An 11,823-nucleotide genomic window follows, 5' to 3' on the forward strand; every position below is an offset into this window, starting at 1 on the left:
ATACACTATGTCAAAATTTAATCGTATTCACTTGGTGGTACTGGATTCTGTAGGAATCGGTGCTGCACCAGATGCCAATAACTTTGTCAATGCAGGGGTTCCAGATGGAGCTTCTGACACACTAGGACACATTTCAAAAACAGTTGGTTTGAATGTGCCAAACATGGCTAAAATCGGTCTAGGAAATATTCCTCGTGAAACTCCTCTGAAGACTGTTCCAGCTGAAAGCAATCCAACGGGTTATGCAACAAAATTGGAAGAAGCATCCCTTGGTAAGGATACTATGACTGGTCACTGGGAAATCATGGGACTCAATATTACCGAGCCTTTCGATACTTTCTGGAACGGATTCCCAGAAGAAATCTTGACAAAAATTGAAGAATTTTCAGGACGTAAGGTTATTCGTGAAGCTAATAAACCTTACTCAGGAACAGCTGTTATCGATGATTTTGGACCACGTCAAATGGAAACTGGGGAGTTGATTATCTATACTTCAGCTGACCCTGTTTTGCAAATTGCTGCCCACGAAGACATCATTCCTCTGGATGAATTGTACCGTATCTGTGAGTACGCTCGTTCGATTACCCTTGAGCGTCCTGCCCTTCTTGGTCGCATCATTGCCCGTCCATATGTTGGTGAGCCAGGTAACTTCACTCGTACAGCAAACCGTCGTGACTTGGCAGTATCTCCATTTGCACCGACTGTTTTGGATAAATTGAATGAGGCTGGTATCGATACTTACGCTGTTGGTAAAATCAACGATATCTTTAACGGTGCTGGTATCAACCACGACATGGGCCATAACAAGTCAAATAGCCACGGAATTGATACACTGTTGAAGACTATGGGCCTTGCTGAGTTTGAAAAAGGATTCTCATTCACAAACTTGGTGGACTTTGATGCCCTATACGGCCACCGTCGTAATGCTCATGGCTACCGTGATTGCTTGCATGAGTTTGATGAACGCTTACCTGAAATTATCGCAGCCATGAGAGAGAATGATCTTCTTTTGATTACTGCTGACCATGGAAATGACCCAACCTATGCAGGAACAGACCACACTCGTGAATTTATTCCACTTTTGGCTTACAGCCCTGCCTTTAAAGGCAATGGTGTTATTCCAGTAGGACATTTTGCAGATATCTCAGCGACTATTGCCGATAACTTTGGTGTTGAAACTGCCATGATTGGGGAAAGTTTCTTAGATAAATTGGTATAAGATGACGCGTTATGCTTTACTGGTTAGAGGCATCAATGTTGGTGGCAAGAATAAGGTCGTCATGGCAGTGCTTCGGCAAGAATTGACAGAGTTTGGGCTTGAAAATGTTGAGACCTACATCAACAGTGGCAATATTTTCTTTAATTCGACAGATGCCAAAGCCCAATTGGTTGAAAAGTTAGAGGCTTTCTTTGCAGTCCATTATCCATTTATTCAGAGCTTTTCTATACTGAGTCATGAAGATTATGAAGAAGAGCTGAAGAATCTGCCAGATTGGTGGACCAAAGACCTAGCTCGAAAAGATGTCCTCTTTTACACAGAGGGCTTGGATGTGGATCAAGTCATCGAGAAAGTGAACAGTTTGGAACTAGAAGATGAAGTCGTTCATTTTGGAAAACTTGGTATTTTCTGGGGGAAATTTTCTGAAGAATCCTACTATGCAACTGCCTATCACAAATACTTACTCAAGATGCCTTTCTACCGCCAAATCACCATTCGCAATGCTAAAACTTTTGACAAAATCGGTCAAATGCTAAAAAATTAATAAAGGAGACACACAATGACATTTTTAGATAAAATCAATGAAACAGCTGCCTTCCTGAAAGACAAGGGAATCCAAGCACCTGAGTTTGGTTTAATCCTTGGATCAGGACTTGGAGAACTGGCAGAAGAAATCGAAAATCCAGTTGTTGTAGACTATGCTGATATTCCAAACTGGGGCCGCTCTACAGTAGTCGGTCACGCTGGTAAATTGGTATATGGGGAACTGGCAGGTCGCAAGGTCTTAGCTCTTCAAGGGCGTTTCCATTTCTACGAAGGAAATCCTCTGGAAGTTGTGACTTTCCCAGTACGTGTGATGAAAGTTCTTGGATGCGAAGGTGTCATTGTAACCAATGCAGCTGGAGGTATTGGATTTGGGCCTGGTACCTTGATGGCTATCTCAGACCATATCAATATGACGGGGCAAAACCCATTGATGGGTGAAAACTTGGATGATTTTGGTCCACGTTTCCCAGATATGTCTAAAGCCTACACTCCAGAATATCGTGCTACTGCCCATGAAGTGGCTAAGAAACTTGGTATCAAGCTTGATGAAGGTGTCTATATTGGAGTAACAGGTCCGACTTATGAAACCCCAGCAGAAATTCGTGCCTATAAGACATTGGGAGCAGATGCAGTTGGTATGTCTACTGTTTCTGAAGTTATTGTTGCAGCCCACTCTGGCATGAAAGTTCTAGGAATTTCATGTATCACTAACCATGCTGCAGGTTTCCAAGAAGAACTCAACCACGAAGAAGTTGTAGAAGAGACTGAACGTGTTAAAGGCGACTTCAAAGGCTTGCTTAAAGCGATTCTTGCTGAATTGTAATCATGTTAATAGAATTGAGGAGTATTTTTCGAAAAATTCCTTATAATTTTAGATTATTCATAGCAGTAATTCTGCAAGGAATAGTTTCGGGTTTATCTGGTATATTTCTCCATTATCTTTTAGAGATGATGGAGAAGCTAGCTTTTGGTCAGTCAGAGCACCATAGTGGATTTTTGACAGATGGAGTTTCCTCCTCACGGATAGGACTAAGTTTAATAATCGTGGGTCTTAGCTCGTCCTTAGTCTGGTACTTCTTGCAAAAAGGGTCGAAGATTTTTTCCATCAAAGCTCAGATGAAGGATGAGACTTCACAATACAAGCTTCATTTTCTAAAACAGCTATTTCATTCAATTTGGCAGATCATTGCAGTTGGAGGGGGAGCCCCTATTGGCAAAGAAGCTGCACCACGAGAGATTGGAACTCTATCTGCAGGACCAATTGGAAAAATATGTATACTGTCTATGAAGGATTGTATCTTTCTCCTTGCTTGTGGTGCTGGTGCTGGTTTAGCGGCTGTTTATCAGGTTCCATTAACAAGTGTCTTCTTTGTTTTTGAAACCCTAGGCATCGCTCTATCTATTAAACGATTTGTCTTAGTCGGTTTGACAACCTATGTCTCAACCTATATAGCAGGCTTGGTTATTTCAGATCAGGCTCTCTACCAGATTCCAGCCATTGCATGGTCATTAAAGGAAACGTGGATTATTCCCTTATTACTTCTTTTCTTAACCCCACTAGCTTGGCTTTTTGGTCGCTTAAGTAAGGCAGCGTCTTCAAACAGAATAAAAGATAAACGAATACTTCTCACATTGCCCTCAGCTTTTCTTTTTCTTGCTGGATTGGCAAGTTATTTTCCACATCTATTTGGAAATGGACGTATGATGGCTCAGGAAATTTTAAATGGTAGCAGTGGTCAAACAGTGCTTCTCATGTTTTTCCTAAAAGCAGTGGTCGTTCTTATTATCCTTTGGGCAGGGGCCTATGGTGGTACTCTTACGCCATCTTTTGCCTTGGGGATGGCTGGAGCTGCTCTCTTGGGCATGATTCTAGGTGGGGATAGCCAGCCAAGCATTTTGCTTTTGGGATCGGTTTGCTTTTTGTCTGTGACCTTGAGGGCGCCCTTTTCTGCAACTGGATTAGTAATAGGTTTCACTGGGCTAGGTATAGTTTCTCTTCCGTATCTCTTAGTAACAGCTGTTTTAGCCTATGAATTTGCAAAAATGTTAGACCGCTTTCCTTGGGCTAGCATACTGAGTCAGAAGTCAAGGAATAAAGTAATTAGGTAGGAAATGCCTGTTTCCTCTAATCAAGGATTTATCTTAAAAGGTTAAAAACTATTGTCAGTTTATCAATAACTGTTTTAAATAAAAATGTAGTAGCCCTATTGGAATCCTGATTGAATACTATTTTTCCTAGCTATGAAATATAAAAATAAAAAAGAGAAAGGTAGAGCTTGTGTTCTGATTTGAACACGAGCGGAAAACTTTTCTAAAAACTTAGAAGAGAAGGGGGAGTTCGGATTTGAATAGAGGCCGCCCTAATCTTCTCAATATTATCAAAATTAAGAAAGAAAGGATGGGTAAACCGTATTTGCTGAACTGAATACGGGCGGAGAACTGTGTAAAAAAGATAAACTGTTTAGCATCTGCGATGCGTCATCAGTTTCCTATTTTTACTTTATTCTCTGTCGCTATCCTGAATATAAAAAAAGAAAGGTAGAGTGAGGTGTTCTAATTTGAACACGAGCGGAAAACTTGGAAAATAGATAATCTGACTGAGAAATCAGGATTTCTCGTCAGATTCCTAATTTTCAGTCGTTTTCTTGTCGCTCTTTGTATCATAAATTATGTCTATCCATATTGCTGCTCAGCAGGGTGAAATTGCTGATAAAATTCTTCTTCCTGGGGATCCTCTTCGTGCGAAGTTTATTGCGGAAAATTTCCTTGAAGATGCTGTTTGTTTTAACGAAGTGCGTAATATGTTTGGTTACACTGGTACTTACAAGGGCCACCGTGTATCAGTCATGGGAACTGGGATGGGAATGCCATCGATTTCGATTTATGCGCGTGAGTTGATTGTGGACTACGGTGTGAAAAAATTGATCCGTGTGGGAACTGCAGGTTCATTGAATGAAGATGTCCACGTTCGTGAATTGGTTTTGGCGCAGGCAGCTGCAACCAACTCTAACATCATCCGCAATGACTGGCCACAGTACGATTTCCCACAAATCGCTAGCTTTGATTTGCTGGACAAGGCCTACCATATCGCCAAAGAACTTGGTATGACCACCCACGTTGGGAACGTTTTGTCTTCTGATGTCTTTTATTCAAACTACTTTGAAAAGAACATCGAACTTGGTAAATGGGGCGTCAAGGCTGTGGAAATGGAAGCAGCAGCTCTTTACTATCTTGCTGCTCAACACCATGTTGATGCTTTAGCTATTATGACTATCTCTGATAGCTTGGTCAATCCAGATGAAGACACGACTGCAGAAGAACGCCAAAATACCTTCACTGATATGATGAAGGTTGGTTTGGAAACCTTGATTGCAGAGTAAAATGTAAAAGAAAATCCTGATTTCAAGTAAAATCAGGATTTTTTCATGGATGCGATTTTTTCTGGGTCTGGTGTGACACGGAGGGTCTTTTGTCCTGTGTAAGTGACAAAGCCAGGTTTTCCACCAGTTGGTTTATTGAGTTTCTTGACTTCAATCATATCTACCTGAACCAGATTTGACAGGCGACCTTGAGAGAAGTAGGCTGCAAGTTCTGCTGCGTCTGTCTTGACTTCATCAGATGGGTCTAGGTTGCCTGAGATGACAACGTGGCTTCCAGGAATGTCCTTGGCATGGAACCAAAGTTCCTCCTTGCGGGCCATTTTAAAGGTTAGCTCCTCGTTTTGCAGGTTGTTGCGACCGACATAGATGATGGTTTTGCCATCGCTTGCTAGATATTGTTCTGGTTTTTTGCGTTTCTGGATTTTCTCCCGTTGTCTTCTGCGGATAAAGCCAGTTTGAATCAATTCTTCACGGATTTCAGCGATTTCTTCTAGTCCAGCTTGGTTGAGGACGGTCTCGACACTTTCCAGATAGAGAATGGTTGACTTGGTTTCTTCAATCAGATCAGTCAAGTATTTGACAGCTTCTTTGAGTTTCTGATAACGTTTGAAATAGCGTTGGGCATTCTGGTTGGGAGTCAAGGCCTTATCAAGCGCAATGGTGATAGGTTGGTTGGTGTAGTAGTTGTCTAGGATAACCTGGTCTTGGTCGTTAGGCACTTGATGGAGGAAGGTTGTTAGCAATTCTCCTTTTTGGCGAAATTCTTCCGCATTGTCTGTTGCTAGTAACTCTTTTTCTTGTTTTTTGAGTTTGTGGCGGTTTTTCTGAAGTTCATTTTCAACACGACGAATGAGTTCACTGGCTTGCTGTTTGACGCGGTCGCGTTCAGCCTTGTCTTTATAGTAGGTGTCCAACAAATCAGAAAGATTGGTAAAAGGTTCTCCCACCTGATTTGCAAAAGGAACTGGGCTGAAGGAAGTCTCAGTCAAACATGGCTTGGTTTCCTGATTGAAAAAGTTTCGGAAAGTGGCTAGTTTATCACTAACCAGAATCTTTTCCAATTCATTTGCTGTATCACGTCCCAGACCTTGAAAGAAGTTTTGAAGGTTCTTAGCTGTCGTTTCCTGTGTTTGCAGAATTTCAAAGAGTTTTTCATCCTTGGTAGTAAAAGGATTGAGAGATTCCGTACTTGGCGGAGCGATATAGGTCGATCCAGGAAGCAAGGTACGGTAGCTATTTTGTGAAAAGCCGACGTGTTTGATAACTTCGAGGATTTTATGACTGCTTTTATCGACCAGTAGAATATTACTGTGTTTCCCCATGATTTCAATAATTAAGGTAGCCTGAATATGGTCTCCGATCTCGTTTTTATTAGAAACCGTAATTTCCACAATACGGTCATTTTCCACTTGCTCGATCGACTCAATCAGGGCACCCTGCAAATACTTTCTCAAAACCATGATAAAGGTAGAAGGCTGGGCTGGATTTTCAAAAGTCGTTTGGGTCAGCTGAATGCGTCCAAAAACAGGATGGGCTGAAAGGAGCAGGCGATGACTTTGGCGATTGCTGCGGATTTGCAAGACCAACTCTTGTTCAAAAGGTTGATTGATTTTCTGAATGCGACCATTCACTAACTCTCTTCGCAATTCTTCAACCATGTGGTGTAAAAAAAATCCGTCAAATGACATCGTTCTCTCCTTGTGATTGTATTCCATAGTATTATATCAAAAAGGTAGAATAAAATCATGGAAATGTGGTATAATAAAGCCAAGTAAAGAGAAACGAGAAGCACATGTATATTGAAATGGTAGATGAAACTGGTCAAGTTTCAAAAGAAATGTTGCAACAAACCCAAGAAATTTTGGAATTTGCAGCCCAAAAATTAGGCAAAGAAGACAAGGAGATGGCAGTTACCTTTGTGACCAATGAGCGTAGTCATGAACTCAATCTGGAGTACCGTGACACAGACCGTCCGACAGATGTTATCAGCCTTGAATATAAGCCAGAGTTGGAAATTGCCTTTGACGAAGAGGATTTACTTGAAAATCCAGAATTGGCAGAGATGATGTCTGAGTTTGATGCCTATATTGGGGAACTTTTCATCTCTATCGATAAGGCACATGAGCAGGCCGAGGAATACGGTCACAGCTTTGAGCGTGAGATGGGCTTCTTGGCAGTACACGGCTTTTTACATATCAACGGCTATGATCACTATACTCCGGAAGAAGAAGCGGAGATGTTCGGTTTACAAGAAGAGATTTTGACAGCCTATGGACTCACAAGACAATAAACGAAAATGGAAAAATCGTGACCTGATATCCAGTTTAGAATTTGCCCTCACAGGAATTTTTACTGCCATCAAGGAAGAACGCAATATGCGAAAACATGCAGTGACGGCTCTTGTAGTCATTCTTGCAGGTTTTGTTTTTCAGGTGTCACGAATCGAATGGCTCTTTCTCCTATTGAGCATTTTCTTGGTAGTAGCTTTTGAAATTATCAATTCTGCTATTGAAAATGTGGTGGATTTGGCCAGTCACTATCACTTTTCTATGCTGGCTAAAAATGCCAAGGATATGGCGGCTGGCGCGGTATTAGTGGTCTCTCTTTTCGCAGCCTTAACAGGCGCATTGATTTTTCTCCCACGAATCTGGGATTTATTATTTTAAATATCAAGAGGAAATTATGACTTTTAAATCAGGCTTTGTAGCCATTTTAGGACGTCCCAATGTTGGGAAGTCAACTTTTTTAAATCATGTCATGGGGCAAAAGATTGCCATTATGAGTGACAAGGCGCAGACAACGCGCAACAAAATCATGGGAATTTACACGACTGATAAGGAGCAAATTGTCTTTATCGACACACCAGGGATTCACAAGCCTAAAACAGCTCTCGGAGATTTCATGGTTGAGTCTGCCTATAGTACCCTTCGCGAAGTGGACACCGTTCTTTTCATGGTACCTGCGGATGAAGCGCGTGGTAAGGGGGACGATATGATTATCGAGCGTCTTAAGGCTGCCAAGGTTCCTGTGATTTTGGTGGTGAATAAGATCGATAAGGTTCATCCAGACCAGCTTTTGTCTCAGATTGATGATTTCCGAAATCAGATGGACTTTAAGGAAATCGTTCCAATCTCAGCTCTTCAAGGGAATAACGTCTCTCGTCTTGTGGATATTTTGAGTGAAAATCTAGATGAAGGTTTCCAATATTTCCCGTCTGATCAAATCACAGACCATCCAGAACGATTCTTGGTTTCAGAAATGGTTCGCGAGAAAGTCTTGCACCAAACTCGTGAAGAGATTCCGCATTCTGTTGCAGTAGTAGTGGATTCTATGAAACGAGATGAAGAGACAGACAAGGTTCATATCCGTGCAACCATCATGGTCGAGCGCGATAGCCAAAAAGGGATTATCATCGGTAAAGGTGGTGCTATGCTTAAGAAAATCGGTAGCATGGCCCGTCGTGATATCGAACTCATGCTAGGAGATAAGGTCTTCCTAGAAACTTGGGTCAAGGTCAAGAAAAACTGGCGCGATAAAAAGCTAGATTTGGCTGACTTTGGCTATAATGAAAAAGAATACTAAGTAGAGGTGGGCTCATGCCTGCTTCTTGTTTTTACAGAAGGAGGACTTATGCCTGAATTACCTGAGGTTGAAACTGTTCGTCGTGGCTTAGAAAAATTGATTTTGAGAAAGAAGATTTCGAGTGTAGAAATTCGCTATCCCAAGATGATTAAGACAGATTTGGACGAGTTTCAAAAGGAAGTGCCTAGTCAGATTATCGAGTCAATGGGACGTCGTGGAAAATATTTGCTTTTCTACCTGACAGACAAGGTCTTGATTTCCCATCTGCGGATGGAAGGGAAGTATTTTTACTATCCAGACCAAGTTCCTGAACGCAAGCATGCTCATGTTTTCTTTCAGTTTGAAGATGGTGGCACGCTTGTTTATGAGGATGTACGAAAGTTTGGAACCATGGAACTCTTGGCTCCTGACCTTTTAGACGCTTACTTTATTTCTAAAAAATTAGGTCCTGAACCAAGCGAACAAGACTTTGATTTACAGGTCTTTCAAGCTGCCCTAGCTAAGTCCAAAAAGCCTATCAAATCCCATCTTCTAGACCAAACCTTGGTAGCTGGACTTGGCAATATCTATGTGGATGAGGTTCTCTGGAGAGCTCAGGTTCATCCGGCTAGACATTCCCAGACTTTGACAGCCGCAGAAGCGACAGCTATTCATGACCAGACCATTGCTGTATTGGGACAGGCTGTTGAAAAAGGTGGTTCCACCATTCGGACCTATACCAATGCCTTTGGGGAAGATGGAACCATGCAGGATTTTCATCAAGTCTATGACAAGGCTGGTCAAGAATGTGTACGTTGTGGCACCATCATTGAGAAAATCCAACTAGGCGGACGAGGAACTCACTTTTGTCCTCAGTGCCAAAGGAGGATCTGATGGGAAAAATCATCGGAATCACTGGGGGAATTGCCTCTGGTAAGTCAACCGTGACAAATTTTCTAAGAAAGCAAGGCTTTCAAGTAGTGGATGCCGACGCAGTCGTTCACCAACTACAGAAACCTGGTGGTCGTCTATTTCAGGCTCTAGTCCAGCATTTTGGGCAAGAAATCATCCTTGAAAACGGAGAACTCAATCGCCCTCTCCTAGCTAGTCTTATCTTTTCAAATCCTGAAGAACGAGAATGGTCTAAGCAAATCCAAGGGGAGATTATCCGTGAGGAACTAGCTACATTAAGAGACCAATTGGCTCAGACAGAAGAGATTTTCTTCATGGATATTCCCTTACTTTTTGAGCAGGCCTACAGCGCTTGGTTTGATGAGACTTGGTTGGTCTATGTGGACCGAGATATCCAAGTAGAACGCTTAATGAAAAGGGACCACTTGTCCAAAGATGAAGCTGAATCTCGTCTGGCAGCCCAGTGGCCTTTAGAAAAAAAGAAAGATTTGGCCAGCCATATTCTTGATAATAATGGCAATCAGAACCAGCTTCTTAATCAAGTGCATATCCTTCTTGAGGGAGGTAGGCAAGATGACAGAGATTAACTGGAAGGATAATCTGCGCATTGCCTGGTTTGGTAATTTTCTGACTGGAGCCAGCATTTCCTTGGTTGTGCCTTTTATGCCTATCTTTGTAGAAAATCTGGGCGTAGGGAGTGATCAAGCTGCTTTTTATGCAGGTTTAGCTATTTCTGTCTCTGCCATTTCCGCGGCGCTCTTTTCTCCTATCTGGGGAATCCTTGCTGATAAGTACGGTCGAAAACCCATGATGATTCGTGCTGGTCTGGCCATGACTATCACTATGGGAGGCTTGGCCTTTGTGCTAAATATCTATTGGTTAATCTTTCTTCGTTTACTGAATGGTGTATTTGCGGGTTTTGTTCCCAATGCAACAGCCTTGATAGCCAGTCAAGTTCCCAAGGAGAAATCAGGTTCTGCCTTAGGCACTTTGTCTACAGGCGTAGTTGCAGGTACTCTAACTGGTCCCTTTATTGGTGGCTTTATCGCAGAATTATTTGGTATTCGTACTGTCTTTTTACTGGTTGGTTGTTTTCTATTTTTAGCTGCTATTTTAACTATTTGCTTTATCAAGGAAGATTTTCAACCAGTGGCCAAGGAAAAGGCCATCCCAACAAAGGAATTATTTACATCAGTTAAATATCCCTATCTCTTGGTCAACCTCTTTCTGACCAGTTTTGTCATCCAATTTTCAGCCCAATCAATCGGCCCTATTTTAGCACTTTATGTGCGCGACTTAGGCCAGACAGAGAATCTTCTCTTTGTATCAGGTTTGATTGTATCCAGTATGGGATTTTCCAGTATGATGAGTGCAGGAGTTATGGGAAAGCTAGGTGACAAGGTAGGCAATCATCGTCTTTTAGTTGTCGCCCAGTTTTATTCAGTCATCATCTATCTCCTCTGTGCCAATGCTTCTACCCCCCTTCAACTAGGACTTTATCGTTTCCTATTTGGACTGGGAACCGGTGCCTTGATACCAGGGGTTAATGCGCTACTCAGCAAGATGACGCCCAAAGCTGGTATTTCGAGGGTCTTTGCCTTCAATCAGGTATTCTTTTATCTGGGAGGTGTCGTTGGTCCCATGGCAGGTTCTGCAGTAGCAGGAAAATTTGGCTACCATGCAGTCTTTTATGCGACAAGCCTTTGTGTTGCCTTTAGTTGTCTCTTTAACCTTCTTCAATTTCGAACATTATTAAAAGTAAAGGAAATCTAGTGCGAGTAAAAATTAATCTCAAATGCTCCTCTTGTGGCAGTATCAATTACCTAACCAGTAAAAATTCCAAAACCCATCCAGACAAGATTGAGGTTTTAAAGTATTGTCCCAAGGAAAGAAAAGTAACCCTACATCTTGAATCTAAGTAGATTTTATGGTAAAATAATAGGGATTTTAAGGAGTTTGATATGTATAACCTATTATTAACCATTTTATTAGTATTATCTGTTGTGATTGTGATTGCGATTTTCATGCAACCAACTAAAAACCAATCCAGCAATGTATTTGATGCCAGCTCAGGTGATTTGTTTGAACGCAGTAAAGCACGCGGTTTTGAAGCTGTAATGCAGCGTTTGACAGGGATTTTAGTCTTTTTCTGGCTAGCCATTGCCTTAGCATTGACGGTATTATCAAGTAGATAAGAAAATAATG

The 11,823-nt window shown here is 41.8% G+C and carries 13 protein-coding genes and 1 pseudogene; 13 read left to right on the forward strand and 1 reads right to left on the reverse strand.

All coding sequences use genetic code 11. From position 1 onward, the window contains the following. Positions 1-7 precede the first annotated feature (7 nt). The 5 genes and pseudogenes from B7696_RS08915 (at position 8) to deoD (ending at position 5,145) form a co-directional block, all read left to right on the forward strand. Positions 8-1,219 carry a phosphopentomutase gene (locus B7696_RS08915; protein WP_084863278.1) on the forward strand — a complete coding sequence of 404 codons (1,212 nt, stop codon included), beginning with the start codon at positions 8-10 and terminating at the stop codon, positions 1,217-1,219. 1 nt (position 1,220) lies between these two features. Beyond that, positions 1,221-1,782 (forward strand): annotated as a pseudogene (locus B7696_RS08920) (DUF1697 domain-containing protein). Next, positions 1,779-2,588 (forward strand): purine-nucleoside phosphorylase, encoded by an 810-nt coding sequence (locus B7696_RS08925; protein ID WP_084863282.1) that lies wholly within the window; start codon positions 1,779-1,781, stop codon positions 2,586-2,588. The pseudogene B7696_RS08920 and the gene B7696_RS08925 overlap by 4 nt, the downstream one beginning before the upstream one ends. Positions 2,589-2,590: 2 nt before the next feature. Next, a complete protein-coding gene (locus B7696_RS08930; RefSeq protein ID WP_084863284.1) occupies positions 2,591-3,874 on the forward strand; it encodes a chloride channel protein in 1,284 nt (427 codons plus the stop codon). Positions 3,875-4,434: 560 nt separating this feature from the next. Then, the gene (gene deoD, locus B7696_RS08935; protein ID WP_000022091.1) at positions 4,435-5,145 is read left to right on the forward strand and encodes a purine-nucleoside phosphorylase; all 711 of its coding nucleotides are present in this window, start codon (positions 4,435-4,437) and stop codon (positions 5,143-5,145) included. Positions 5,146-5,177: 32 nt separating this feature from the next. Here the strand turns inward: deoD and pavA are convergent, their stop codons facing one another. Next, on the reverse strand, positions 5,178-6,833 hold the full coding sequence (pavA, locus tag B7696_RS08940) for an Rqc2 family fibronectin-binding protein PavA (RefSeq protein ID WP_084863285.1): 1,656 nt from the start codon (positions 6,831-6,833) through the stop codon (positions 5,178-5,180). 104 nt (positions 6,834-6,937) lie between these two features. On the opposite strand from pavA, the gene ybeY reads away from it, so the two are divergent. Genes ybeY through secG form a run of 8 tightly spaced genes read left to right on the forward strand, consistent with a single transcriptional unit; the run spans position 6,938 to position 11,813 of the window. Beyond that, complete coding sequence (ybeY, locus tag B7696_RS08945; protein ID WP_000275156.1) at positions 6,938-7,435, forward strand: rRNA maturation RNase YbeY; 498 nt, start codon at positions 6,938-6,940, stop codon at positions 7,433-7,435. Further along, positions 7,416-7,811 (forward strand): diacylglycerol kinase family protein, encoded by a 396-nt coding sequence (locus B7696_RS08950; protein ID WP_000378166.1) that lies wholly within the window; start codon positions 7,416-7,418, stop codon positions 7,809-7,811. Before ybeY ends, B7696_RS08950 begins: the two co-directional genes overlap by 20 nt. A 16-nt stretch (positions 7,812-7,827) precedes the next feature. After that, on the forward strand, positions 7,828-8,727 hold the full coding sequence (era, locus tag B7696_RS08955; RefSeq protein WP_084863287.1) for a GTPase Era: 900 nt from the start codon (positions 7,828-7,830) through the stop codon (positions 8,725-8,727). 48 nt (positions 8,728-8,775) lie between these two features. Further along, positions 8,776-9,600, forward strand: coding sequence for a DNA-formamidopyrimidine glycosylase (mutM, locus tag B7696_RS08960; protein ID WP_084863290.1), 825 nt, complete (start codon positions 8,776-8,778; stop codon positions 9,598-9,600). Beyond that, entirely contained in the window at positions 9,600-10,205 is a 606-nt protein-coding gene (coaE, locus tag B7696_RS08965; RefSeq protein ID WP_084863291.1) for a dephospho-CoA kinase, read from the forward strand. Before mutM ends, coaE begins: the two co-directional genes overlap by 1 nt. Beyond that, positions 10,192-11,391: a multidrug efflux MFS transporter PmrA gene (locus B7696_RS08970; protein WP_084863294.1), complete on the forward strand. Its 1,200-nt coding sequence runs from the start codon at positions 10,192-10,194 to the stop codon at positions 11,389-11,391. The genes coaE and B7696_RS08970 overlap by 14 nt, the downstream gene beginning before the upstream one ends. Continuing rightward, entirely contained in the window at positions 11,391-11,540 is a 150-nt protein-coding gene (gene rpmG / locus B7696_RS08975; protein WP_001809104.1) for a 50S ribosomal protein L33, read from the forward strand. The genes B7696_RS08970 and rpmG overlap by 1 nt, the downstream gene beginning before the upstream one ends. 39 nt (positions 11,541-11,579) lie before the next feature. Next, complete coding sequence (secG, locus tag B7696_RS08980) at positions 11,580-11,813, forward strand: preprotein translocase subunit SecG (protein ID WP_000282517.1); 234 nt, start codon at positions 11,580-11,582, stop codon at positions 11,811-11,813. The last annotated feature ends 10 nt before the right edge of the window (positions 11,814-11,823 follow it).

The organism is Streptococcus mitis (assembly GCF_002096815.1).
Taxonomy (GTDB): domain Bacteria; phylum Bacillota; class Bacilli; order Lactobacillales; family Streptococcaceae; genus Streptococcus; species Streptococcus mitis_AD.

Coding starts and splice junctions, on each gene's coding strand:
- B7696_RS08915 (WP_084863278.1), top strand. CDS start 8: ATGTCAAAATTTAATCGTATTCACTTGGTGGTACTGGATTCTGTAGGA.
- B7696_RS08925 (WP_084863282.1), top strand. CDS start 1,779: ATGACATTTTTAGATAAAATCAATGAAACAGCTGCCTTCCTGAAAGAC.
- B7696_RS08930 (WP_084863284.1), top strand. CDS start 2,591: ATGTTAATAGAATTGAGGAGTATTTTTCGAAAAATTCCTTATAATTTT.
- deoD (WP_000022091.1), top strand. CDS start 4,435: ATGTCTATCCATATTGCTGCTCAGCAGGGTGAAATTGCTGATAAAATT.
- pavA (WP_084863285.1), bottom strand. CDS start 6,833: ATGTCATTTGACGGATTTTTTTTACACCACATGGTTGAAGAATTGCGA.
- ybeY (WP_000275156.1), top strand. CDS start 6,938: ATGTATATTGAAATGGTAGATGAAACTGGTCAAGTTTCAAAAGAAATG.
- B7696_RS08950 (WP_000378166.1), top strand. CDS start 7,416: ATGGACTCACAAGACAATAAACGAAAATGGAAAAATCGTGACCTGATA.
- era (WP_084863287.1), top strand. CDS start 7,828: ATGACTTTTAAATCAGGCTTTGTAGCCATTTTAGGACGTCCCAATGTT.
- mutM (WP_084863290.1), top strand. CDS start 8,776: ATGCCTGAATTACCTGAGGTTGAAACTGTTCGTCGTGGCTTAGAAAAA.
- coaE (WP_084863291.1), top strand. CDS start 9,600: ATGGGAAAAATCATCGGAATCACTGGGGGAATTGCCTCTGGTAAGTCA.
- B7696_RS08970 (WP_084863294.1), top strand. CDS start 10,192: ATGACAGAGATTAACTGGAAGGATAATCTGCGCATTGCCTGGTTTGGT.
- secG (WP_000282517.1), top strand. CDS start 11,580: ATGTATAACCTATTATTAACCATTTTATTAGTATTATCTGTTGTGATT.